We start from the raw sequence: 23,036 nt of genomic DNA, 5'->3' as shown, positions 1-23,036 counted from the left end.
GGACACCATGGCAAAGAACCCCCTCAACAAGATCACCACAGCGGTCCTGGCCCCGGCGATGGCCGTCGGCGCCCTCGTCGGTCTCGCCTCCGCCCCCGCGTCCGCCGCGGTCTGGAGCTCCTGCGACCAGTGGGCCAACACGAGCCTGAACGGCTACACCCTCTACAACAACATCTGGGGCTCCGGCGCCGGCAGCCAGTGCATCTGGGCCAACTCCGGCACCAACTGGGGCGTCAACGCCAACCACCCCAACACCGGCGGCATCAAGTCCTACCCGAACTCCAAGAAGGTGATCAACAAGTCGATCACCTCGCTGGGCTCGCTCTCCAGCAGCTACAACGTCACGGTCCCGTCGTCCGGCGCGTACAACACGTCGTACGACATCTGGGACACCGACTACGACTACGAGATCATGCTCTGGGTCAACAAGACCGGAGCCGTCGGCCCGCTCGGCACCTCGCAGGGCAACGTGACGCTCGGCGGCCACACCTGGACCGTCTACAAGGGCACCAACGGCGCCAACCAGGTCTTCTCCTTCGTCCGCACCTCCAACTCCAGCTCCGGCACGGTCAACATCCTGCCGATCCTGAAGTGGATCAAGGACACCAAGGGCTGGTTCGGCAACGAGACCATCGGTGACGTCCAGTTCGGCTTCGAGATCACCAGCTCGTCCGGCGGCCTGAACTTCACCACCAACAACCTGACGGTAAGCAGCAGTTGACCTGATCGTGGGGCAGCGTCGGGTTTGATGGGGGCATGCGTACCACCACCCCCCTCCGACGTGCCCTGATCACCCTGACCGCGACCGCGGCCGTCGCCCTCACCGCGACGGGCTCCGCGGTCGCGGTTCCGGTCTCCGGCACCGCCCCGGCCCCCCACGCCACCGCCCTCTCCCTGTCCCCCCTGCACCCCGTCGTCGAGCTGGCAGCCGAACGCCTGGCCACCGCCGACCTCGTCGCGGCCGCCAAGTGGGGCACCGACAGCCCCATCGACGACCCGGCCCGCGAACAGCAGGTCCTCGACAACGTGGCCGCACAGGCCCAGCAACTGGGCGCCGACCCGGACGAGATCCGCGCGATCTTCCGCGACCAGATCGAGGCCAACAAGGTCGTCCAGCGCGGCCTGTTCCAGCGCTGGACCGACCACCCCGACGAGGCGCCGACGACCAAGCCCGACCTGACGGTTGTCCGCCAGCAGATCAACCGGATCACCAGCGCGCTGGTCCAGGCTCTGGCCGACACGTCGGAAGACCGCGGCACGTTCGCATGCCGCCCCGAACTGGCCTTGGCTGCCTTCCAGGTCCACCACGAGAACCACTTGGACGCGTTGCACACCCACGCCCTGATCCGAGCCCTGCCCTCGATCTGCCGGGACTGACCTGCTTTTCAGGGGCGCGGGGAACTGCGCGACCAGCCACGACGGCGCCGCACCCGACGAACGACCTACCGCGGCACATCCTGAATCGGCAACCGCGCCCCATCCCGCAGGAACAACGGAATCCGGTCCAGCGGGGCGTCAACGGTCACCCTCCTGCCGCCCTCATACGTCTCCCCGGTCCACGCGTCAGTCCACCGCGCCCCCGCCGGAAGATACGCGGTCCGAGCCGTCGCCCCGGCGACCAGCACCGGCGCGACCAGCAGATCCGCCCCGAAGAGATACGCGTCGTCCACCCCCCAGGCCGCCTGGTCCTCGGGAAACTCCAGGAACAGCGGCCGCATCGGCGTCACCCCCTCCTCGTGCGCCTGACGCATGACCTGAAGCACATACGGCCGCAACCGCTCCCGCAGCCGCAGGTACTTCTCCAGGATCGCGCCGGCCTCCTCCCCGTACGACCACACCTCGTTCGGCCCGCCCGTCATGTCCGGCCCGAGCGGCATCCCCGGATCACGGAACCCGTGCAGCCGCATCAGCGGCGACAGCGCGCCGAACTGGAACCAGCGCACCATGACCTCGCGGTACGCCGGGTCGTCCGGGTCACCCCCGTGGAAGCCGCCGATGTCCGTGTTCCACCAGGGAATCCCGGACATCGCCGTGTTGAGACCCGCCGCGATCTGCGCGCGCAGTGTGGCGAAGTCGGTGCCGATGTCCCCCGACCACAGCGCGGCGCCGTAGCGCTGACTGCCCGCCCAGGCCGACCGGTTGAGGGTGATGACCTCCTCACCCGCGGCGGTGAGACCCTCGTGGAAGGTGCGCGAGTTCTCGGCCGGATAGCTGTTGCCGACCTCCAGGCCGGGCCCCGCCCAGTACCGCAGGTTCTCCTGGAACCCCGGCTTCAGCTCCGGCTCGCACGCGTCCAGCCAGAACGCCGTGATGCCGTACGGCTCCAGGTAGTTCTCCTTCACCCGCGACCACACGAAATCCCGGGCCTCGGGGTTCGTGGCGTCGTAGAAGGCGACCTGGACGGTGGAGGCGACGCCCTTGTCGGGCCAGTCGGCGTGCGCCATCGGGCCGTACTGGGTGCCGATGAAGTAGCCGCGCTGCTCCATCACGGGGTGGTTCTCGCTGAGCGGCGACACCGACGGCCAGACGCTGACCACCAACTTGATGCCCAGCTCGTCCAGTTCGCGGACCATCGCCGCGGGATCGGGCCACTCGGCCGGGTCGAACTTCCACTCGCCGAGGTGCGTCCAGTGGAAGAAGTCGCAGACGATCGCCGAGACGGGCAGTCCGCGTCGCTTGTACTCCCGTGCCACGGCGAGGAGTTCGTCCTGCGTGCGGTAGCGCAGCTTGCACTGCCAGAACCCGGCCGCCCACTCCGGCAGCATCGGCGTACGGCCGGTCACAGCGCTGTAGCGGCGCTGGCCGTCCGCCAGGTCGCCCGCGGTGATCCAGTAGTCGATCTGGCGGGCCGAGTCGGCCACCCAGCGCGTGCCGTTGTGGGCGAGCTCCACACGGCCGACCGCCGGGTTGTTCCACAGCAGGGTGTAGCCGCGGCTGGAGGCGAGGACCGGGATGCTCACCTCGGCGTTGCGCTGGACCAGGTCCAGGACCAGGCCCTTCTGGTCCAGCTTGCCGTGCTGGTGCTGGCCGAGGCCGTACAGCTTCTCGTCGTCGTAGGCGGCGAAGCGCTGCTCCAGGCGGTGGTGGCCGTTGCCGACCGCCGTGTACAGGCGCGAGCCGGGCCACCAGAAGTGGGCGCGGGCCTCCGCGAGGAGCTCGGACGAGTCGTCGGTGCGCAGGAAGCGCAGCTGTCCCTCGGCGTCGACGTGGACGGTCAGCCGGCCCACCGTCAACTGGGCTTCTCCGTCACCGATCTTGACCGTGCTCTCGGTGGCCGGCGGCTCGTCCAGCAGGGCGCCCGGCAGCCCCTCCAGGACCGGTCCGCCGAGCCGGGCCCGCACCCGGACCGCGTCCGGGCCCCAGGGCTCGACCCGCACGGTCTCCTGGCGCCCGCTCCACTCCAGCGCGCCGTCCCGCTCCCGGAACGTGCCGACGGTGGGGGAGGACTGCGCGAGGCTGACCTTGGGCTGGATTTCGGCAGGCTGATTCACGAAAAGTGCTCCTGAAGGAGTGCAGACAGCGAGTGCAGACAGGGGCGTGCCGCGCAGGCACATGAACATGCGATGCGTGAAGTGGGACGTGATGCGTGCGAGCCGTGGTGTGTGTACGGGGGGCTTCGAGGGTCGCCCGAGTGCTCAGGACACCGAAGGCGCCGGTCCCGTGCTCGACCGGACCGTCAACTCCGGTTCGATCAGGACGACTTCGTCCTCACCGCGGCCCTCCAGCTTCGCGGCGAGACGTTCCACCGCGTGCCGGCCCATCTCCTGGGCGGGGATGGAGACCGAGGTCAGCCGCACCGAGGCCTGGAGGGCGACCTGCTCGGGGCAGATCGCGACCACCGAGACGTCCTCGGGGACGGCCCGGCCCTGCTGCCGCAGCAGCGCGAGCAGCGGCTCCACCGCCTGTTCGTTCTGGACGACGAAGCCTGTGGTGGAGGGCCGCTCGTCGAGGATGCGGGCGACGGTCACGGCCATCGCGTCATAGCCGCCGTCGCACGGCCGGTGCAGCAGCCGTACGCCCAACTCCTGGGCCCGCGAGCGCAGTCCGTCGAGCGTGCGCTCGGCGAAACCGGTGTGGCGCTCGTAGACCGCGGGGGCCTCGCCGATGACAGCGATGTCGCGGTGACCGAGTTTCGCGAGGTGCTCGACGCACAGCGCGCCGGTGGCCCGGAAGTCGAGGTCGACGCAGGTCAGACCCGAGGTGTCGGCGGGGAGGCCGATGAGCACGGACGGCTGGTCGGTGCCGCGCAGCAGCGGCAGTCGCTCGTCGTCGAGCTCGACGTCCATCAGGATCATCGCGTCGGCCAGCCCGCTGCCGGTGACCCGGCGCACCGCGTCGGGACCCTCCTCACCGGTCAGCAGCAGCACGTCGTAGCCGTGCGTCCGGGCCGTGGTGGCCACCGCGATGGCGATCTCCATCATCACCGGCACATACATGTCGGTGCGGAGCGGGACCATCAGCGCGATGATGTTCGACCTGCTGCTGGCGAGCGCGCGGGCACCCGCGTTCGGGTGGTAGCCGAGTTCGCGGATGCTCTCCTCGACCCGCTGCCGGGTGCTCGTCGAGATGGACCGCTTGCCACTGAGGACATAGCTCACCGTGCTCGCCGAGACTCCGGCGTGCTGGGCGACCTCGGCGAGGGTGACCATCCAGCTCTCCAAGCTTTGTGAAGCGCTTCGACAGTGCGCAGTACGAACAGGTGCGGGTGGGGGTGGTTCGACAGTAGCTCCCCCGGGAGTGGGTGTCCATAGGTTGTCGAAGCGCTTCGACAGAGACTCCTCCGCAGGGTGCGGCTTCCTGCCTACCACGCAAGGCGGCGGCTCGGCATCACCCCGTACCCGGCTGGACACCACCCCGTATTCCGTCGACATCGGCCGAACGGCCGCGCGCGGGGTGGTGACCTCGCCCGGGATCAGGTACATACGATCGAGTAGCACCGGTCAGTAACGCATCGGCACCAAGATCCCGATTCGCGACGAGGTGAGCCTTAATGTCCGCACCGTCCACCAAGCCCGTCGTCACCGAACGCGAGGCCCGCGAGGTGGCGGAGGCCGCCCGGGAGCAGGTCTGGCGCAAGCCCAGCTTCGCCAAGGAACTGTTCCTCGGCCGATTCCGGCTCGACCTCATCCACCCGCACCCGATGCCCCCCGCCGAGGACGCCCGGCGCGGCGAGCGGTTCCTCGCCCAGCTCCGCGACTTCTGCGAGACCAAGGTCGACGGGGCGCTCATCGAACGCGAGGCCCGCATCCCCGACGACGTCGTCAACGGGCTCAAGGAGCTCGGCGCCTTCGGCATGAAGATCGACACCAAGTACGGCGGCCTCGGCCTCACCCAGGTGTACTACAACAAGGCGCTGGCCCTCGTGGGCTCCGCGAGCCCCGCGATCGGCGTGCTGCTCTCCGCCCACCAGTCGATCGGCGTACCCCAGCCGCTGAAACTCTTCGGCACCCAGGAGCAGAAGGAGAAGTTCCTGCCCCGGTGCGCCCGCACCGACATCAGCGCCTTCCTCCTCACCGAACCCGACGTCGGCTCCGACCCGGCCCGCCTCGCCACCACCGCCGTACCCGACGGGGACGACTACATCCTCGACGGAGTGAAGCTCTGGACCACCAACGGTGTGGTCGCCGACCTCCTCGTCGTCATGGCCCGCGTCCCCAAGTCCGAGGGCCACAAGGGCGGCATCACCGCCTTCGTCGTGGAGACCGACTCACCCGGCGTCACCGTCGAGAACCGCAACGCCTTCATGGGCCTGCGCGGCATCGAGAACGGCGTCACCCGCTTCCACCAGGTCCGGGTCCCCGCGGCGAACCGCGTCGGCCCCGAGGGCGCCGGGCTGAAGATCGCCCTGACCACCCTCAACACCGGCCGCCTCTCCCTGCCCGCCTCCTGCGTGGCCGCCGGCAAGTGGAGCCTGAAGATCGCCCGCGAATGGTCCGCGGCCCGCGAGCAGTGGGGCAAGCCCATCGCCCACCACGAAGCGGTCGGCTCCAAGATCTCCTTCATCGCGGCGACGACCTTCGCCCTGGAAGCCGTCCTCGACCTGTCGAGCCAGATGGCCGACGAGGACCGCAACGACATCCGCATCGAGGGCGCCCTCGCCAAGCTCTACGCCTCCGAGATGGCCTGGCTCGTCGCCGACGAACTCGTCCAGATCCGCGGCGGCCGCGGCTTCGAGACCGCCGAGTCCCTGCGGGCCCGCGGCGAGAAGGCCGTCCCCGCCGAACAGGTCCTGCGCGACCTGCGCATCAACCGCATCTTCGAGGGCTCCACCGAGATCATGCACCTGCTGATCGCCCGCGAGGCCGTCGACGCCCACCTGTCCGTCGCGGGCGACCTGATCGACCCGGAGAAGTCCCTCTCCGACAAGGCCAAGGCAGGCGCCAACGCAGGCGTCTTCTACGCCAAGTGGCTCCCCAAACTGGTCGCGGGACCAGGACAACTCCCCACCTCCTACGCCGAGTTCAAGCGCGAGGTCGACCTCTCGGCGCACCTGCGCTACGTCGAACGCACCTCCCGCAAACTCGCCCGCTCCACCTTCTACGCGATGTCCCGCTGGCAGGGCCGGATGGAGACCAAGCAGGGCTTCCTCGGCCGGATCGTGGACATCGGCGCCGAACTGTTCGCCATGTCCGCGGCCTGCGTACGCGCCGAACTCCTGTACACCACCGAGCCCCACGGCCGCGAGGCCTACCAGCTCGCCGACGCCTTCTGCCACCAGTCCCGCCTGCGCGTCGAGGAACTCTTCGGCCGCCTCTGGAACAACACCGACGACCAGGACCGCAAGGTCGTCAAGGGCGTCATGTCCGGCACCTACACCTGGCTCGAGGACGGCATCGTCGACCCCTCCGGCGAAGGCGCCTGGATCGCTGACGCCACCCCCGGCCCCTCCGAGAAGGAGAACGTCCACCGCCCGATCCGGTGACCGCGCGAGGACAGCGCGCCCCCGAGGGGACGCGCTGTCCTCCTACGCCGTCCTTACGGCCACAATGGAGGGATGAGCGACAGTCCAGCCCCCCTCGCCGACCCTCATCTCGTCTACGACCCGGTCGCGGGCGACGGCCCCAAGGACGTGGTGATCCTCGGCTCCACCGGGTCGATCGGCACCCAGGCCATCGACCTCGTGCTGCGCAACCCCGACCGGTTCCGGGTCACCGGGCTCTCCGCCAACGGCGGCCGGGTCGCGCTCCTCGCCGAGCAGGCGCACCGGCTAAGGGTGCGGACCGTCGCCGTGGCCCGCGAGGACGTCGTACCGGAGCTGAAGGAAGCCCTGAAGGCGCGATACGGCACGGACGAACCCCTTCCCGAGATCCTCGCCGGACCCGACGCGGCCACCCACCTCGCCGCCTCCGACTGCCACACCGTCCTCAACGGCATCACCGGCTCCATCGGCCTCGCCCCCACCCTCGCCGCCCTGGAGGCGGGCCGCACCCTCGCGCTCGCCAACAAGGAGTCGCTCATCGTGGGCGGCCCGCTGGTCAAGGCCCTCGCCAAGCCCGGCCAGATCATCCCCGTCGACTCCGAGCACGCGGCCCTGTTCCAGTCCCTGGCCTCCGGCACCCGGGCCGACGTACGCAAGCTGGTCGTGACGGCCTCCGGCGGCCCCTTCCGCGGCCGTACGAAAGCCGACCTCGCCCGGGTCACCGTCGAGGACGCCCTCGCCCACCCCACCTGGGCCATGGGACCGGTCATCACCATCAACTCCGCGACCCTCGTCAACAAGGGCCTGGAAGTCATCGAGGCACACCTCCTCTACGACATTCCCTTCGACCGCATTGAGGTGGTCGTGCATCCCCAGTCGTATGTCCACTCGATGGTTGAGTTCACCGACGGATCCACGATCGCCCAGGCGACGCCCCCCGACATGCGCGGGCCCATCGCCATCGGCCTCGGCTGGCCCGAGCGCGTCCCCGACGCGGCCCCCGCCTTCGACTGGAGCAAGGCGTCCACGTGGGAGTTCTTCCCGCTCGACAACGACGCCTTCCCCTCGGTGAACCTCGCGAGACACGTGGGACAGCTCGCGGGCACGGCCCCGGCGGTGTTCAATGCGGCCAACGAGGAGTGCGTCGAGGCCTTCCGGGCCGGCGCACTGCCGTTCAACGGGATCATGGAGACCGTGACCCGGGTGGTGGACGAGCACGGCACCCCGAGCCGGGGAACCTCGCTCACCGTCGCGGACGTCCTCGAAGCGGAGACCTGGGCGCGGACCCGGGCCCGGGAACTGACGGCACAGACGGCGGAGGCCCGTGCATGACGACCCTGATGTTCATCCTCGGCATAGGGCTCTTCGCCCTCGGCCTGCTGGTGTCGATCGCGTGGCACGAACTCGGTCACCTGTCCTTCGCCAAGCTGTTCGGCATCCGCGTGCCGCAGTACATGGTCGGCTTCGGCCCCACCATCTGGTCCCGCAAGAAGGGCGAGACGGAGTACGGCATCAAGGCCGTCCCCTTCGGCGGCTACATCCGCATGATCGGCATGTTCCCGCCCGGCGACGACGGCCGTATCAGCGCCCGCTCCACCTCCCCCTGGCGCGGGATGATCGAGGACGCCCGCTCGGCCGCCTTCGAGGAACTCCAGCCCGGCGACGAGAAACGCCTCTTCTACACCCGTAAGCCCTGGAAACGCGTCATCGTGATGTTCGCGGGCCCCTTCGCGAACCTGATCCTCGCGGTCGCGCTGTTCCTCACCGTCCTCATGGGCTTCGGCATCTCCCAGCAGACCAACACGGTCAGCTCGGTCTCCAAGTGCGTCATCGCCCAGAGCGAGAACCGCGAGAAGTGCAAGGCGTCCGACCCGGCCTCCCCGGCCGCGGCCGCCGGCCTCAAGGCGGGCGACAAGATCCTCTCGTTCAACGGCGTCAGGACGGACGACTGGAACAAGCTCTCCGACCTCATCCGCGCCAACCCCGACAAGACGGTCCCGATCGTCGTCGAGCGCCATGGCAAGGACGTGACACTGACGGCGAAGATCGCCAGCAACCAGGTCGCCAAGAAGGACTCCAGCGGCCAGTACGTCCAGGGCGAGTACGTCACCGCCGGCTTCCTCGGCTTCAGCGCCGCCACCGGCATCGTCAAGCAGGACTTCGGCGACTCCGTGGTGTGGATGGGCGACCGCGTCGGCGAGGCCGTCGACTCCCTGGCCGCCCTCCCCGGCAAGATCCCGGCCCTGTGGAACGCGGCCTTCGACGACGCCCCGCGCGAGCCGGACTCCCCGATGGGCGTGGTAGGCGCGGCGAGGGTCGGAGGCGAGATCTTCACCCTGGACATCCCGCCGACCCAGCAACTCGCCATGGCGCTGATGCTGGTCGCGGGCTTCAACCTCTCCCTGTTCCTCTTCAACATGCTCCCGCTGCTCCCCCTGGACGGCGGCCACATCGCGGGCGCCCTCTGGGAGTCCCTCCGCCGCAACCTGGCGAGGGTCCTCAAGCGCCCGGACCCGGGCCCGTTCGACGTGGCGAAGCTGATGCCGGTGGCCTATGTGGTGGCGGGCATCTTCATCTGCTTCACGATCTTGGTCCTCATTGCCGACGTCGTTAACCCCGTCAGAATCTCCTAGTCATACGGCGTTGGGGGCGCCCCGGCACGGTCCGTGTCGGGGCGTCTTCCATTGAGTGGGTTTGGCGGGCGGGATGTGCTCGTGGGCCGGTCGGTGCCGTAATCTCGAAGCCTGGAGCCCGCCGCTGACGGGACCTGGGCCTTGATCCACGACTTGGGGTTGCACAGCAGATGACTGCGATTTCTCTCGGCATGCCGTCCGTTCCGACCAGGGTTGCCGAGCGCCGCAAGAGCCGGCAGATCCAGGTGGGGTCTGTCGCGGTCGGCGGCGACGCCCCCGTCTCCGTGCAGTCGATGACGACGACGCGTACGTCCGACATCGGCGCCACCCTCCAGCAGATCGCCGAGCTCACCGCGTCCGGCTGCCAGATCGTGCGGGTGGCGTGTCCCACGCAGGACGACGCGGACGCCCTCGCGACCATCGCGCGCAAGTCGCAGATCCCGGTGATCGCGGACATCCACTTCCAGCCGAAGTACGTGTTCGCGGCGATCGAGGCCGGCTGCGCGGCCGTACGCGTCAATCCCGGCAACATCAAGCAGTTCGACGACAAGGTCAAGGAGATCGCGAAGGCCGCGCGCGACCACGGCACGCCGATCCGCATCGGCGTGAACGCGGGCTCGCTGGACCGCCGTCTGCTCCAGAAGTACGGCAAGGCGACCCCCGAGGCGCTGGTGGAGAGCGCGCTGTGGGAGGCATCCCTCTTCGAGGAGCACGACTTCCGGGACATCAAGATCTCCGTCAAGCACAACGACCCGGTCGTCATGATCGAGGCGTACAAGCAGCTCGCCGCGCAGTGCGACTACCCGCTGCACCTCGGGGTGACGGAGGCGGGCCCGGCGTTCCAGGGCACCATCAAGTCGGCCGTGGCCTTCGGTGCCCTCCTCTCCCAGGGCATCGGTGACACCATCCGGGTGTCCCTGAGCGCCCCGCCGGTCGAGGAGGTCAAGGTCGGCAACCAGATCCTGGAGTCGCTGAACCTCAAGCAGCGCGGTCTGGAGATCGTGTCCTGCCCCTCCTGCGGTCGCGCCCAGGTGGACGTCTACAAGCTGGCCGAGGAGGTCACGGCGGGCCTGACCGGCATGGAGGTCCCCCTCCGTGTCGCGGTCATGGGCTGCGTCGTGAACGGCCCCGGTGAGGCCCGCGAGGCCGACCTCGGTGTCGCCTCCGGCAACGGCAAGGGCCAGATCTTCGTCAAGGGCGAGGTCATCAAGACGGTCCCCGAGTCCAAGATCGTGGAGACCCTCATCGAGGAGGCGATGAAGATCGCCGAGCAGATGCAGGACGCGGGCGTGGAGTCGGGCGAGCCGTCGGTGTCGGTGGCGGGCTGAGGCCGTGGCTCACCGGTGCCGCATCCAGACGTTCGGCTCCCGGTAGATACCCACGTCGGCCGCCCGGTCGACCCGCAGCACACTGAGCCCGTCCGGGATGACGTAGTCGCCGGACGCGGGGAGGGCGAGGCCCGTCCAGCCCTCCCACTCGGTCACGGTCCCGGTCATCGTCTGGGACCCGGGCGCCGCGGCGAGAATCTCGGCGCCGAGGCGCTCGTGGGTGCGGATCCAGGGGTCGAGGGCGGTCTCGTCGTCCCGCCGCCAGCGCATGTACGACTCGATCGGCGTCAGCGGGTAGCGGGCCTTCGCGGTCGGCCGCACGGGGGCGACGACGCGAGGCAGCCCCGCCCGCTGCCCGGCGTCCCGCAGCGCGGTGAGCATGCGTCCGGCGAGCCCCTGCCCCTTGAGCGACGGGGTGACGATCGCTCCGCAGATCACGAGCGTGTCCGGCCGCACACCGCGCTCATGCCCCTCGACGGCCCGCACGAGCGCGTCCGTGTACCCCGAAGGCAAGGAGTCGGCCCGCCCGTCCCACCGCACCCGCACACCCCATCCGGCAGCCACGGGAACCCCGTTCCCGTCCAGCAGCATCAGATCCAGCTCCGGGAAGAACTCCCGCACCCGGCCTATGTACTGCTTCACCAGCCGGTCCGCGGTGATGAACTGCGGGAAGCCCGCACTGAACAACTCGGCGAGCTGCTCGGCGGGCCAGTCCCGGGCATCGGACCGTTCAACGCTGAAGATCATCCGCCCTTCCTGTCAGAGGGGCGCTGAGTCCCCACGCCGGCCCAGCACCCCCAGCCCGTCCGGCGTTTGAGGACGAGGCCCCTTCAGGGCCGAAGCGGGGTCTGGGGGCGCAGCCCCCAGGGGCGTTCACCGAAACGCACCGCGCCTCGGAGACGACCGGCACCCGAACACAGGTCGGCACGGCCCAGCTTCCGCAGGTACAGTGCGGAGATCAGCAGACCCCACCGTGAGGCCCCGCCCGTGTTGACCCAGACGACCTCCCGGGTCCTCGAACCGAGCGACCTGGACGCCGCGCTCGCCGTCCTCGACCGTGAGCCGGTCGCGAACGCCTTCGTGACGTCGAGGGTCCAGGTGGCCGGCCTCGACCCGTGGCGGCTCGGCGGCGAGATGTGGGGCTGGTACGAGGACGGCATGCTGACGTCCCTCTGCTACGCCGGCGCCAACCTCGTGCCGATCTGCGCCACCCCGCGAGCCGTCCGAGCCTTCGCCGACCGGGCCAGGAGGGCCGGCCGCCGCTGCTCCTCCATCGTCGGCCCCGCCGAACCCACCGCCCAGCTCTGGCGGCTGCTGGAACCCAGTTGGGGCCCGGCCCGCGAGGTCCGCGCCCACCAGCCCCTCATGGTCACCGACCGCATGTCCACCGAGGTCGCCCCGGATCCGTACGTCCGCCGCATCCGCAAGGACGAGATGGAGACGATCATGCCGGCCTGCGTGGCGATGTTCACCGAGGAGGTCGGCGTCTCGCCGCTGGCCGGTGACGGTGGCCTGCTCTACCAGGCCCGCGTCGCCGAACTGGTCGGCTCCGGCCGCTCCTTCGCCCGCCTCGACGAGCACGGCAAGGTCGTCTTCAAGGCCGAGATCGGCGCGGCGACGGACCGGGCCTGCCAGATCCAGGGGGTCTGGGTGGCCCCCGAGTACCGGGGCAGGGGAGTGGCGGCCCCCGGGATGGCCGCGGTGCTGCGCTACGCCCTCGCGGACGTGGCCCCGGTGGTGAGCCTGTACGTCAACGACTTCAACACCCCGGCGAGAAGGACGTACACGAGGGTGGGCTTCCAAGAGGTGGGCGCGTTCATGAGCGTCCTGTTCTGAACCCGCCAACCTGTACGCTCCCCGCATGGACCTCGTCATCGGCCCCCTGGACCTGTCCGCCCACGTGGACGAGGCCCTCGCGGTGCAGGCCATCGCCTTCGGTCTCGGTGCCGACGAGGTGGCGGTCCGGCGTCAGATCGTGCTGCGCCACATGACCTACCCGGGTGCGAGAGCCCTCGGCGCGACGGTCGACGGCGCCCTCGTGGGATTCGTGTACGGCATGCCCAACGACCGCACCCACTGGTGGTCCACCGTCGTGGAGCCCTACCTGCGCGCCCAGCACAACGACCTCTGGCTCGACGACTCCTTCGTGATCACCGAGCTGCACGTCCACCCCCACCACCAGAACCGCGGGATCGGCCGGTCCCTGATCACCACCATCACCGACGGCGCCGGCGAGCCCCGCTCGATCCTCTCAGCGATCGACACCGACAGCCCGGCCCGCGGCCTCTACCACTCCCTCGGCTACCAGGACCTCGCCCGCCAGGTCCTCTTCCCGAGCGCCCCGAAGCCGTACGCCGTGATGGGCGCCCCGCTGCCGCTGCGCCGCCGCTGACGGATTTCCACCGGCACCGGCCCCCCGGCTAACCTCCTCGGGGGGTGCCCGACACCGTCCCGTGCTCGAATAAACTCGCGCGGGGATCCCGTCGAGGGTGGCTCCGGCGCCCTGCGACGGCACGTACCAGACCTCGTGCGGCCCGCCCTCCCGGCGGACGGCGGGAAGGTGCCAGGCATCCCCGGCCATCACCCTTTCCCGGCAGGAGTACGAGAACCATGGCGAACGCACCGGTCCAGCGCATGTCCCAGTTGATGGCGAAGACGCTGCGCGACGACCCGGCGGACGCCGAGGTCCTCAGCCACAAGCTGCTCGTGCGCGCCGGGTACGTCCGCCGCACCGCCGCCGGCATCTGGTCCTGGCTGCCGCTCGGCAAGAAGGTGCTGGCCAACGTCGAGCGGATCGTCCGCGAGGAGATGGACGCGATCGGCGCCCAGGAGGTCCTGCTCCCCGCCCTGCTGCCGCGCGAGCCGTACGAGGCCACCGGCCGCTGGGACGAGTACGGCGCCGAGCTGTTCCGGCTCCAGGACCGCAAGGGCGGCGACTACCTCCTCGGCCCGACCCACGAGGAGATCTTCACGCTGCTGGTGAAGGACCAGGCGTCCTCCTACAAGGACCTGCCGGTCATCCTCTACCAGATCCAGCACAAGTACCGTGACGAGGCCCGCCCCCGGGCCGGCATCCTGCGCGGCCGTGAGTTCCTGATGAAGGACTCCTACTCCTTCGACACCGAGGACGAGGGACTGGCCCAGTCCTACGCCCTGCACCGCCAGGCCTACCAGAAGGTCTTCGAGCGCCTGGGCCTCGACTACCGCATCTGCGCCGCCACCGCCGGCGCGATGGGCGGCTCCAAGTCGGAGGAGTTCCTGGCCCCCGCCGAGGCCGGCGAGGACACCTTCGCGGACTGCCCGAACTGCGACTTCGCGGCCAACACCGAGGCGATCACGTACGAGTTGAAGCCGGTGGACGCGGGCGACGTCCCCGCCCTCGAGGAGATCCCCACCCCGGACACCCCGACCATCGAGACCCTCGCCGCGCACCTCGGCGTCGAGGCCTCCGCCACCCTCAAGAACCTCCTCGTGAAGGTCGACGGCGAGATCGTGGCCGTGGGCGTCCCCGGCGACCGCGAGGTCGACCTGGACAAGGTCGAGGCGCACTTCGCGCCCGCCGCCGTCGAGATGGTCACCGAGGCGGACTTCGCGGGCCGTCCGGACCTGGTCCGCGGCTACGTCGGCCCGCAGGGCCTGGGGGAGAAGGTCAAGTACATCGCGGACCCGCGCGTGGCCCCCGGCACGGACTGGATCACCGGCGCCAACAAGGAGGGCACGCACGCCAAGCACGTCCTCGTGGGCCGTGACTTCGAGGTCGACGAGTACGTCGACGTCGTGGTCGTCCAGGAGGGCGACCCGTGCCCGAAGTGCGGCACCGGCCTCAAGCTGGACCGCGCCATCGAGATCGGCCACATCTTCCAGCTCGGCCGCAAGTACGCCGACGCCCTCAAGCTCGACGTCCTCGGCCAGAACGGCAAGCCGGTCCGCGTGACCATGGGCTCCTACGGCATCGGCGTCTCCCGCGCGGTCGCCGCCCTCGCCGAGCAGACCGCCGACGACAAGGGCCTGTGCTGGCCCGCCGAGGTCGCCCCGGCCGACGTGCACGTCGTCGCCGCCGGCAAGGCCCTCCAGATCGAACTGGCCCTGGACGTCTCCGAGAAGCTGCGTGCGGCAGGCCTCAGGGTCCTGGTCGACGACCGCGCCGGGGTCTCCCCGGGTGTGAAGTTCACCGACTCCGAGCTGATCGGCGTACCGAAGATCCTGGTCGCGGGCCGTCGTGCCGCCGAGGGTGTCCTGGAGCTCAAGGACCGCCGTACCGGTGAGCGCGAGGAGCTGACGGTGGACGAGGCGATCGCCCGCCTGTCCGCATAAGGCGAACCGGCACGGGGTGAGGCGGCGTACGCGGGCGTCGCCTCACAGCCACCCGGCGAACTCCAGCAGCAGCTCCGCGTCCCGGGGCCGCCCCACCCGCAGCGCCCGGACCCCCGACTCCACGGCCCGGAACAGCGTCCATCCCCGCAGCCGCTCCTGATCCACCTCCAGCGACTCCGCGAGCCGCTTCACCCGCCGCCGGGTCGTCGACGCCCCCGACGGCGAGGCGATCAGGTCCTCGACCCGGTCCCGTACGAGCCGGGCCAGATCGAACGCGCACTCCCCGACCACCGGATCCGGCCCCACCGCCAGCCAGGGGGCCCGCTCACCGGCCAGCACCTTGCTCTGCCGGAACGTCCCGTGCAGCAACCGCACCTCGGGCGGCGCGGCCAGCAGCTCCTCCCGGGCCGAGAGCGCCGCGTCCACCAGCTCCGCGACCTCCGCCGCGGCGGGCGTGCCCCGCATGGCCTCGGCCTGCCGTCCGGTCCGCTCGGCCACCGTCTCGAAGCCGGCCCCCTCGGGCGGCGCCACCCACAGCCGCCGCAGCGTCCCCGCCGCCTCCAGCCACGCCTTCGCCTCCGGCAGCGACCGCACGGAGACCTCCGGATGCAGCCGCTCCAGCAGCAGGACACCGTCCGTCACGGCGGACTCGATCAGCTGTACGGCCCCGAGGCCGCCCCAGTGCGCCAGGGCCGCCCGCTCCGCCTCCGGCCGGGACCGCGGCGGGGCCAGCTTGAGCACCGCCGGGGTGCCGTCGGCCAGCCGCACCAGCACGACAAGGCTGCTGCGCCCACCCGGCACCTGGACCCGCTCCACGGTCAACTCCCGCAGCGCGACGGCCTGCCGTGTCGCCTCGGGCAGCTTCTCCACCCAGGCGTCACCGTCCGGGGCGCTCTCAGCGAGCGCCCGCACCAGCCGCTGCGGCGGTTCGAAAGCCATGCGCGAGTCGTCCCCTTCCGATGCCGATGCCGATGCCGATCCCGTGTCACGCCGTGGGCGCTCGTCGTGTCACGCCGTGGGCGATGCCGCGCCCGCCCGCTCCGCGAGCCCAGGGAAGGCTACGCTCTCGCCCCGCCAGCGCACGGCCCGCACCGCGGCCTCCCGCAGCGCCTCGGCGGCCGTGCCCCGCCGCCCGCCCTCGGTTGCCCGGACCACGTCGGCGTACACCCCCGCCACCCGGTCCTCCAGAACCGCGGCGAGCCGTACGGCCGCTGCCGAGTCCGGCACCGGGAAGGGCAGCGCGTACCCCGCCGCCGCGGCCACCGGCGTCCCGCCCAGGCCCCGCACCGCACGCACCAGGGCGTCCCGGCGGGCCCGGTGGGAGTCGTAGGCGGCCATGGCCTCCGCGCGCCGGGCCTCACCGATCCGACCGCCGACGACGCCGTAGCCGTAGACGGCCGCGTGCTCGGCGGCCAGGGCCTCCTGGAGGGCCTGCACCTCGCGCTTCTCGCTCATCGGGAACCCTCCGTCAGCAGATAGGCGTGCGCCGCTCCGGCCGCCGCCACCGAGGCCAGCAGCCGGGCCAGCTCGCCCGGCACGTCCAGCAGCGCCTTGGCCCGCCGGTCGGCGAGCGCCCGCTCGGCGGCGGCGAGCTGGGCCAGGGCGTCCTTCTCGGTCGCGGGCACGGCGACCGACGGCGCGGACGCGGAGGCCGACGGCGAGGCGGCGCCCGGTGTGCCGGAGGCGCTGTCCGACGGGCTGGGTGACGCCTTCGGGGCCGTCTCCCCGAACGCCTGCGCATGCCGTACGGCTTCCGCCCGCAACGGTCCCACCCGCTCCGCGAGCGTGGGATGGGCGGCCAGGACGGCGTCGTAGCGCTCGACGATCCCCTGGCTGTCCCGCGCCGCACGCGCGCGTACCCGCTCGACGAGGGACGGGCTGCCGGCGGTGCCCTCCTCGCCGCTTCCGGCGCCGTCGGAGCACCCCGCCAGCAGGGCGCCCCCGGCGACCGAGGCGAGCAGGGATCTTCTGCGCGGCCCCGAGGGGACGCGCGGCGGAGGGGGGTACGACACGACAGACGTCCTCGGGAAGCTCGTACGAACACACGGGCGGGAGGTCGGGCCCGCCGGCGATCACGGTACCCGCGCATCCGACGTCACCTGGACGGCAACACCCCTCGCGACCGGATACCCTTTGACCAGACACGCGACCTACCCACAACAGCACACGCGGCCGAGGAGTCACCCGGATGAGCACCACCCAGAGCGAGAGGCTGCGAGAGCTCCTGGAACCGCTCGTCACCTCCCAGGGCCTGGATCTCGAAGAGATCGCCGTGGACTCCGTCGGACGCAAGCGTGTGCTGCGCGTCGTCGTCGACTCCGACACCGGTGCCGACCTGGACCAGATCGCCGATGTGAGCCGCGCGCTCTCGGCGAAGCTCGACGACAGCGACGCGATGGGCGCGGGGGAGTACACCCTCGAGGTCGGCACCCCGGGCGCCGAACGGCTCCTCAAGGAGCACCGGCACTATGTGCGCGCCGTGGACCGGCTGGTGAAGTTTCAGCTGACCGAGGGCGGCGAACTCGTCGCGCGGATCCTGAACGTCGACGACGAAGGCCTCGACCTCGAGGTCCCCGGTGTCAAGGGCCGCAAGGCCACCGCTCGCAGAATCGCCTTCTCCGACATCGACAAGGCGCGCGTGCAGGTCGAGTTCAACCGCAAGGACAAGAACGAAGAGGAGGCGTAGCCGTGGACATCGACATGAGTGCCCTGCGGGGCTTGGTACGGGAGAAGGAGATCTCCTTCCCCCTGTTGGTCGAGGCGATCGAGTCGGCCCTCCTCATCGCCTACCACCGCACCGAGGGAAGCCGCCGTCACGCGCGCGTGGAGCTCAACCGGGAGACCGGCCATGTGACCGTGTGGGCGAAGGAGGACCCCGACGACCTCGAGGAGGGCCAGGAGGCCCGTGAGTTCGACGACACCCCCTCGGGCTTCGGCCGGATCGCCGCCACCACCGCCAAGCAGGTCATCCTGCAGCGGCTGCGCGACGCCGAGGACGACGCGACGCTCGGCGAGTACGCGGGACGCGAGGGCGACATCGTCATGGGCGTGGTCCAGCAGGGCCGCGACCCGAAGAACGTCCTCGTGGACATCGGCAAGCTGGAGGCCATCCTGCCGGTGCAGGAGCAGGTCCCCGGGGAGACGTATCCGCACGGCATGCGGCTGCGGTCGTACGTCGTGCGGGTGGCGCGGGGTGTGCGCGGGCCGTCCGTGACCCTCTCGCGCACCCACCCCAACCTGGTGAAGAAGCTCTTCGCCCTGGAGGTGCCGGAGATCGCCGACGGGTCCGTCGAGATCGCCGCGATCGCCCGTGAGGCCGGTCACCGCACCAAGATCGCCGTCCGGTCCACCCGTTCGGGCCTGAACGCCAAGGGCGCCTGCATCGGCCCCATGGGCGGCCGGGTGCGCAATGTCATGGGCGAGCTGAACGGTGAGAAGATCGACATCGTCGACTGGTCGGACGACCCGGCCGAGATGGTGGCGAACGCCCTGTCGCCGGCCCGGGTCTCCAAGGTCGAGGTCGTGGACATGGCGGCCCGCTCCGCGCGGGTCACCGTCCCCGACTACCAGCTCTCCCTCGCCATCGGCAAGGAAGGGCAGAACGCCCGGCTCGCGGCCCGGCTCACCGGCTGGCGGATCGACATCCGGCCGGACACCGAGCAGACCGGCGAGCAGGGCGGCGAGCAGGACCGCTAGGACCGGAACACGGCTGCGGAACAGGGCTGAGGAATAGATCCAAGCCGTACGCCGCTGAGATCACGACAACAACCGTTCGATCCCTGCCCCCAAGGGGTGAGGTCGGTACGGGGAGGTAGACTTAAGAGTGTCTGGCCGGACGCACGCCCGCGCATGCCCTGAACGCACCTGTGTGGGATGCAGGCAGCGAGCGGCCAAGACCGATCTGCTGCGCACCGTGGCGATCAAGGACGCATGCGTCCCGGATCCTCGCGGTACGCTGCCCGGCCGGGGTGCGTACATCCACCCCGCCCTGGTCTGTCTCGACCAGGCGGTACGCCGCCGGGCGTTCACGCGGGCGCTGCGCGCCCCGGGAGCGCTCGACACAAACGCGTTGCGCCAGTACGTCGAGCAGACAGAGAGTTGCCGGCAGGCAACACCGTAAGGAAGGTCGTGCGGAACCCCCGTGCGGCCTTGGTACCCCGCGAGTTGGAAGTAGGTCGAGATTGCGATGAGCACTCGATGAGCACGCGATGAGTACGCCCATGAAGTAGCGACGGTCCGGACGCACCCGGACCTAAAAGGAGCGAAGTGGCTAAGGTCCGGGTATACGAACTCGCCAAGGAGTTCGGGGTTGAGAGCAAGGTCGTCATGGCCAAGCTCCAGGAACTCGGTGAATTCGTCCGTTCGGCGTCTTCGACCATCGAAGCGCCCGTCGTCCGTAAGCTGACGGACGCCCTCCAGCAGGGCAACGGAGGCGGCAAGCCCGCCCCCGCACGCAAGGCCGCCCCGGCACGTCCGGCGGCCCCCTCTCCCGCGCAGGCAGCCCGTCCGGCCGCCCCGCGCCCGCCGGCCCCCAAGCCGGCTGCCGCCGAGCGGCCCGCGGCTCCGGCCGCGCCGGTCACTCCTGGCCCCCGTCCCACCCCGGGCCCGAAGCCCGCGCCGCGCCCCGCGCCGGCGTCCCCGGCTCCGACCACGCCCGAGTTCACCGCGCCGCCGTCGGCTCCCGCCGCACCGGCCTCCCAGGGCCAGGGCTCCGGCCCGCGTCCGGGTGCCCCGCGTCCGGCCGGCCAGCAGGCCCCGCGTCCCGGCGCCCCGCGTCCGGCCGGCGGTCCCGGTCAGGGCGGCCAGGGCCGCGGTGACCGTCCCGAGCGTCCCGGCGCCCCGCGTCCGGGCGGCCAGGGCGCACGTCCCGGTGCTCGTCCGGCCGGTCCCCGTCCGGGCAACAACCCCTTCACCTCCGGCGGCTCCACCGGCATGGCGCGCCCGCAGGCGCCCCGTCCGGGTGGTGCCCCGCGTCCGGGCGGCCCCGGTGCCCCCGGCGCACCCGGCGGCGCTCCGCGTCCGCAGGGTCAGGGCCAGGGCGGTCCCCGTCCCCAGGGCGCGGCGGGCGGTCCCCGTCCGCAGGCTCCGGGCGGCGCCCGTCCCAGCCCGGGCGGCATGCCCCGTCCGCAGGGCGGTCCCCGTCCCGGCGGCGGCCCCGGCGGTCCGCGTCCCAACCCCGGCATGATGCCGCAGCGTCCTGCTGCCGGCCCGCGTCCCGGCGGTGGCCCCGGCGGTGGCCGTGGTCCCGGTGGCGGCGGTCGTCCCGGTGGCGGTGGCGGTCGTCCGGGTGGCGGCGGCGGCTTCGCCGGTCGTCCCGGTGGCGGCGGCGGTGGCGGCTTCGCAGGCCGTCCCGGCGGTCCCGGTGGCGGTGGCGGCGGCTTCGCCGGTCGTCCGGGTGGTCCCGGCGCCGGTGGCGGCGGTCGTCCCGGCTTCGGCGGTCGTCCCGGTGGTCCCGGTGGCCGTGGTGGCACGCAGGGCGCCTTCGGTCGTCCCGGCGGTCCCGCGCGTCGCGGTCGCAAGTCGAAGCGGCAGAGGCGCCAGGAGTACGAGGCCATGCAGGCCCCGTCGGTCGGCGGCGTGATGCTGCCTCGCGGCAACGGCGAGACCATTCGCCTGTCGCGCGGTGCCTCCCTCACCGACTTCGCGGAGAAGATCAACGCCAACCCGGCGTCGCTCGTCGCGGTCATGATGAACCTCGGCGAGATGGTCACGGCCACGCAGTCCGTCTCCGACGAGACGCTGCAGCTCCTCGCGGGCGAGATGAACTACGCGGTTCAGATCGTCAGCCCCGAGGAGGAGGACCGCGAGCTGCTCGAGTCCTTCGACATCGAGTTCGGCGAGGACGAGGGCGACGAGGAGGACCTGGTGGTCCGCCCGCCGGTCGTCACCGTCATGGGTCACGTCGACCACGGTAAGACCCGACTGCTCGACGCCATCCGCAAGACGAACGTCATCGCGGGCGAGGCCGGCGGCATCACCCAGCACATCGGTGCCTACCAGGTCTCGACCGAGGTCAACGACGAAGAGCGCAAGATCACCTTCATCGACACCCCGGGTCACGAGGCGTTCACCGCCATGCGTGCCCGTGGTGCCCGGTCGACGGACATCGCGATCCTGGTCGTCGCGGCCAACGACGGCGTCATGCCGCAGACGGTCGAGGCGCTCAACCACGCCAAGGCGGCCGACGTCCCGATCGTCGTCGCGGTCAACAAGATCGACGTCGAGGGCGCCGACCCGACCAAGGTGCGCGGTCAGCTCACCGAGTACGGGCTGGTGGCCGAGGAGTACGGCGGCGACACCATGTTCGTCGACATCTCCGCCAAGCAGGGTCTGCACATCGACTCCCTGCTGGAGGCCGTGATCCTCACCGCCGATGCCTCGCTCGACCTGCGGGCCAACCCGCACCAGGACGCGCAGGGCATCTCGATCGAGTCCCGTCTCGACCGCGGCCGTGGCGCCGTGTCGACGGTCCTCGTCCAGCGCGGCACGCTGCGGGTCGGCGACACCATGGTGGTCGGCGACGCGTACGGCCGAGTCCGGGCGATGCACGACGACAACGGCAACAGTGTGGCCGAGGCCGGCCCGTCGACGCCGGTCCAGGTCCTGGGCCTGACCAACGTCCCGGGCGCCGGCGACAACTTCCTGGTGGTCGACGAGGACCGTACGGCCCGTCAGATCGCCGAGAAGCGTGCCGCCCGCGAGCGCAACGCGGCCTTCGCCAAGCGCACGCGCCGTGTCTCGCTCGAGGACCTGGACAAGGTGCTCAAGGCCGGCGAGGTCCAGCAGCTCAACCTCATCATCAAGGGTGACGCTTCTGGTTCCGTCGAGGCCCTCGAGTCCTCCCTGCTCCAGCTGGACGTCGGCGAAGAGGTCGACATCCGCGTCCTGCACCGCGGTGTCGGTGCGGTCACGGAGTCGGACATCGACCTGGCGATGGGCTCCGACGCCATCGTGATCGGCTTCAACGTGCGCGCCGCCGGGCGGGCACAGCAGATGGCCGAGCGCGAGGGTGTGGACGTCCGGTACTACTCGGTCATCTACCAGGCGATCGAGGAGATCGAGGCGGCCCTCAAGGGCATGCTCAAGCCGGAGTACGAAGAGGTCGAGCTCGGTACGGCGGAGATCCGCGAGGTCTTCCGCTCGTCCAAGCTGGGCAACATCGCGGGTGTTCTCATCCGCTCCGGCGAGGTCAAGCGCAACACCAAGGCCCGACTGCTGCGCGATGGCAAGGTCATCGCGGAGAACCTCAACATCGAGGGCCTGCGCCGCTTCAAGGACGACGTCACCGAGATCCGCGAAGGCTTCGAGGGCGGTATCAACCTCGGAAACTTCAACGACATCAAGATCGACGACGTCATCGCGACGTACGAGATGCGCGAGAAGCCGCGAGGCTGACCGTCACAGCACGCGATCGGGGCCGATCGGCGGAGCCGTTCCCTCTGGGAATTTCCGTCGATCGGCCCCGGCCGTTGCGTGTACGGTTCCCGTATCGGCGTCGACGCGGCGCCCGTACCCCGAACCGGCGGGACATCCGGACACACATGTATGTGGGGACTCTGTCCTTCGACCTGCTCCTCGGTGACGTGCACTCACTGAAGGAGAAACGCTCTCTCGTCCGTCCGATCGTGGCCGAGCTCCAGCGCAAGTACGCGGTGAGCGTGGCGGAGACGGGCAACCAGAACCTCCACCGACGGGCCGAGATCGGGCTCGCGGTGGTGTCCGGGGACACGGGACACCTCACCGACATACTGGACCGCTGCGAGCGGCTGGTCGCCGGGCGGCCCGAGGTGGAACTGCTCTCGGTTCGACGCAGGCTCCACAGCGACGAAGACTGAAGCAACA

The 23,036-nt window shown here is 70.8% G+C and carries 20 protein-coding genes; 14 read left to right on the top strand and 6 right to left on the bottom strand.

Going from position 1 to position 23,036, the window contains the following annotated elements; all coding sequences use genetic code 11:
* The first annotated feature begins 7 nt into the window (after positions 1-7).
* Together OHN19_RS11575 and OHN19_RS11570 are read left to right on the top strand one after the other, a co-directional pair.
* Positions 8-721, top strand: coding sequence for a glycoside hydrolase family 12 protein (locus tag OHN19_RS11575; protein ID WP_330264118.1), 714 nt, complete (start codon positions 8-10; stop codon positions 719-721).
* Between the two features lie 35 nt (positions 722-756).
* Positions 757-1,377 (top strand): chorismate mutase, encoded by a 621-nt coding sequence (locus OHN19_RS11570; RefSeq protein ID WP_330264117.1) that lies wholly within the window; start codon positions 757-759, stop codon positions 1,375-1,377.
* Between the two features lie 65 nt (positions 1,378-1,442).
* Here OHN19_RS11570 and OHN19_RS11565 read toward each other — a convergent pair whose 3' ends face one another.
* Both OHN19_RS11565 and OHN19_RS11560 read right to left on the bottom strand, forming a co-directional pair.
* A complete protein-coding gene (locus OHN19_RS11565) occupies positions 1,443-3,491 on the bottom strand; it encodes a glycoside hydrolase family 31 protein (RefSeq protein ID WP_330264116.1) in 2,049 nt (682 codons plus the stop codon).
* Between the two features lie 144 nt (positions 3,492-3,635).
* Complete coding sequence (locus OHN19_RS11560) at positions 3,636-4,649, bottom strand: LacI family DNA-binding transcriptional regulator (protein WP_123763396.1); 1,014 nt, start codon at positions 4,647-4,649, stop codon at positions 3,636-3,638.
* Between the two features lie 341 nt (positions 4,650-4,990).
* On the opposite strand from OHN19_RS11560, the gene OHN19_RS11555 reads away from it, so the two are divergent.
* The 4 genes from OHN19_RS11555 (at position 4,991) to ispG (ending at position 10,880) form a co-directional block, all read left to right on the top strand.
* Entirely contained in the window at positions 4,991-6,922 is a 1,932-nt protein-coding gene (locus tag OHN19_RS11555; RefSeq protein WP_330264115.1) for an acyl-CoA dehydrogenase family protein, read from the top strand.
* Between the two features lie 72 nt (positions 6,923-6,994).
* Positions 6,995-8,251 (top strand): 1-deoxy-D-xylulose-5-phosphate reductoisomerase, encoded by a 1,257-nt coding sequence (gene dxr, locus OHN19_RS11550; protein ID WP_330264114.1) that lies wholly within the window; start codon positions 6,995-6,997, stop codon positions 8,249-8,251.
* Between the two features lie 8 nt (positions 8,252-8,259).
* Positions 8,260-9,552: a site-2 protease family protein gene (locus OHN19_RS11545; RefSeq protein WP_330269586.1), complete on the top strand. Its 1,293-nt coding sequence runs from the start codon at positions 8,260-8,262 to the stop codon at positions 9,550-9,552.
* A 170-nt stretch (positions 9,553-9,722) separates the two neighbouring features.
* Entirely contained in the window at positions 9,723-10,880 is a 1,158-nt protein-coding gene (gene ispG, locus OHN19_RS11540) for a flavodoxin-dependent (E)-4-hydroxy-3-methylbut-2-enyl-diphosphate synthase (RefSeq protein WP_028809840.1), read from the top strand.
* 9 nt (positions 10,881-10,889) lie between these two features.
* Here ispG and OHN19_RS11535 read toward each other — a convergent pair whose 3' ends face one another.
* Positions 10,890-11,627, bottom strand: coding sequence for a hypothetical protein (locus OHN19_RS11535; protein ID WP_330264113.1), 738 nt, complete (start codon positions 11,625-11,627; stop codon positions 10,890-10,892).
* A 240-nt stretch (positions 11,628-11,867) separates the two neighbouring features.
* Here OHN19_RS11535 and OHN19_RS11530 point away from each other — a divergent pair, with 240 nt between their 5' ends.
* From OHN19_RS11530 to OHN19_RS11520, 3 genes are all read left to right on the top strand, one after another.
* Complete coding sequence (locus tag OHN19_RS11530; protein ID WP_330264112.1) at positions 11,868-12,716, top strand: GNAT family N-acetyltransferase; 849 nt, start codon at positions 11,868-11,870, stop codon at positions 12,714-12,716.
* 25 nt (positions 12,717-12,741) lie between these two features.
* The gene (locus tag OHN19_RS11525) at positions 12,742-13,272 is read left to right on the top strand and encodes a GNAT family N-acetyltransferase (RefSeq protein ID WP_330264111.1); all 531 of its coding nucleotides are present in this window, start codon (positions 12,742-12,744) and stop codon (positions 13,270-13,272) included.
* Positions 13,273-13,490: 218 nt separating this feature from the next.
* Positions 13,491-15,194, top strand: coding sequence for a proline--tRNA ligase (locus tag OHN19_RS11520; RefSeq protein WP_330264110.1), 1,704 nt, complete (start codon positions 13,491-13,493; stop codon positions 15,192-15,194).
* A 42-nt stretch (positions 15,195-15,236) separates the two neighbouring features.
* Here OHN19_RS11520 and OHN19_RS11515 read toward each other — a convergent pair whose 3' ends face one another.
* The 3 genes from OHN19_RS11515 to OHN19_RS11505 form a co-directional block, all read right to left on the bottom strand.
* Entirely contained in the window at positions 15,237-16,133 is an 897-nt protein-coding gene (locus tag OHN19_RS11515) for an aminoglycoside phosphotransferase family protein (RefSeq protein ID WP_330264109.1), read from the bottom strand.
* Between the two features lie 69 nt (positions 16,134-16,202).
* The gene (locus OHN19_RS11510; protein ID WP_330264108.1) at positions 16,203-16,649 is read right to left on the bottom strand and encodes a ferritin-like domain-containing protein; all 447 of its coding nucleotides are present in this window, start codon (positions 16,647-16,649) and stop codon (positions 16,203-16,205) included.
* Positions 16,646-17,206 carry a hypothetical protein gene (locus tag OHN19_RS11505; RefSeq protein ID WP_330264107.1) on the bottom strand — a complete coding sequence of 187 codons (561 nt, stop codon included), beginning with the start codon at positions 17,204-17,206 and terminating at the stop codon, positions 16,646-16,648. The genes OHN19_RS11510 and OHN19_RS11505 overlap by 4 nt, the downstream gene beginning before the upstream one ends.
* 176 nt (positions 17,207-17,382) lie before the next feature.
* Between OHN19_RS11505 and rimP the strand changes: the two genes are divergently transcribed.
* The 5 genes from rimP (at position 17,383) to OHN19_RS11480 (ending at position 23,029) form a co-directional block, all read left to right on the top strand.
* A complete protein-coding gene (rimP, locus tag OHN19_RS11500; protein WP_330264106.1) occupies positions 17,383-17,880 on the top strand; it encodes a ribosome maturation factor RimP in 498 nt (165 codons plus the stop codon).
* Between the two features lie 2 nt (positions 17,881-17,882).
* Complete coding sequence (nusA, locus tag OHN19_RS11495; protein ID WP_330264105.1) at positions 17,883-18,890, top strand: transcription termination factor NusA; 1,008 nt, start codon at positions 17,883-17,885, stop codon at positions 18,888-18,890.
* 127 nt (positions 18,891-19,017) lie between these two features.
* Positions 19,018-19,314 carry a YlxR family protein gene (locus OHN19_RS11490; RefSeq protein WP_330264104.1) on the top strand — a complete coding sequence of 99 codons (297 nt, stop codon included), beginning with the start codon at positions 19,018-19,020 and terminating at the stop codon, positions 19,312-19,314.
* A 146-nt stretch (positions 19,315-19,460) separates the two neighbouring features.
* Positions 19,461-22,589 (top strand): translation initiation factor IF-2, encoded by a 3,129-nt coding sequence (infB, locus tag OHN19_RS11485; RefSeq protein WP_330264103.1) that lies wholly within the window; start codon positions 19,461-19,463, stop codon positions 22,587-22,589.
* A gap of 146 nt (positions 22,590-22,735) precedes the next feature.
* Entirely contained in the window at positions 22,736-23,029 is a 294-nt protein-coding gene (locus OHN19_RS11480) for a DUF503 domain-containing protein (RefSeq protein WP_330264102.1), read from the top strand.
* The last annotated feature ends 7 nt before the right edge of the window (positions 23,030-23,036 follow it).

This window comes from Streptomyces griseorubiginosus (assembly GCF_036345115.1).
Taxonomy (GTDB): domain Bacteria; phylum Actinomycetota; class Actinomycetes; order Streptomycetales; family Streptomycetaceae; genus Streptomyces; species Streptomyces griseorubiginosus_C.
This window is presented reverse-complemented; position numbering and strand designations above follow the sequence as displayed.

Excerpts from the sequence above, each read along its gene's own strand:
- OHN19_RS11575 (WP_330264118.1), top strand. The coding sequence starts at position 8 with ATGGCAAAGAACCCCCTCAACAAGATCACCACAGCGGTCCTGGCCCCG.
- OHN19_RS11570 (WP_330264117.1), top strand. The coding sequence starts at position 757 with ATGCGTACCACCACCCCCCTCCGACGTGCCCTGATCACCCTGACCGCG.
- OHN19_RS11560 (WP_123763396.1), bottom strand. The coding sequence starts at position 4,649 with ATGGTCACCCTCGCCGAGGTCGCCCAGCACGCCGGAGTCTCGGCGAGC.
- OHN19_RS11555 (WP_330264115.1), top strand. The coding sequence starts at position 4,991 with ATGTCCGCACCGTCCACCAAGCCCGTCGTCACCGAACGCGAGGCCCGC.
- dxr (WP_330264114.1), top strand. The coding sequence starts at position 6,995 with ATGAGCGACAGTCCAGCCCCCCTCGCCGACCCTCATCTCGTCTACGAC.
- OHN19_RS11545 (WP_330269586.1), top strand. The coding sequence starts at position 8,260 with ATGTTCATCCTCGGCATAGGGCTCTTCGCCCTCGGCCTGCTGGTGTCG.
- ispG (WP_028809840.1), top strand. The coding sequence starts at position 9,723 with ATGACTGCGATTTCTCTCGGCATGCCGTCCGTTCCGACCAGGGTTGCC.
- OHN19_RS11535 (WP_330264113.1), bottom strand. The coding sequence starts at position 11,627 with ATGATCTTCAGCGTTGAACGGTCCGATGCCCGGGACTGGCCCGCCGAG.
- OHN19_RS11525 (WP_330264111.1), top strand. The coding sequence starts at position 12,742 with ATGGACCTCGTCATCGGCCCCCTGGACCTGTCCGCCCACGTGGACGAG.
- OHN19_RS11520 (WP_330264110.1), top strand. The coding sequence starts at position 13,491 with ATGGCGAACGCACCGGTCCAGCGCATGTCCCAGTTGATGGCGAAGACG.
- OHN19_RS11515 (WP_330264109.1), bottom strand. The coding sequence starts at position 16,133 with ATGGCTTTCGAACCGCCGCAGCGGCTGGTGCGGGCGCTCGCTGAGAGC.
- OHN19_RS11510 (WP_330264108.1), bottom strand. The coding sequence starts at position 16,649 with ATGAGCGAGAAGCGCGAGGTGCAGGCCCTCCAGGAGGCCCTGGCCGCC.
- rimP (WP_330264106.1), top strand. The coding sequence starts at position 17,383 with ATGAGCACCACCCAGAGCGAGAGGCTGCGAGAGCTCCTGGAACCGCTC.
- OHN19_RS11480 (WP_330264102.1), top strand. The coding sequence starts at position 22,736 with ATGTATGTGGGGACTCTGTCCTTCGACCTGCTCCTCGGTGACGTGCAC.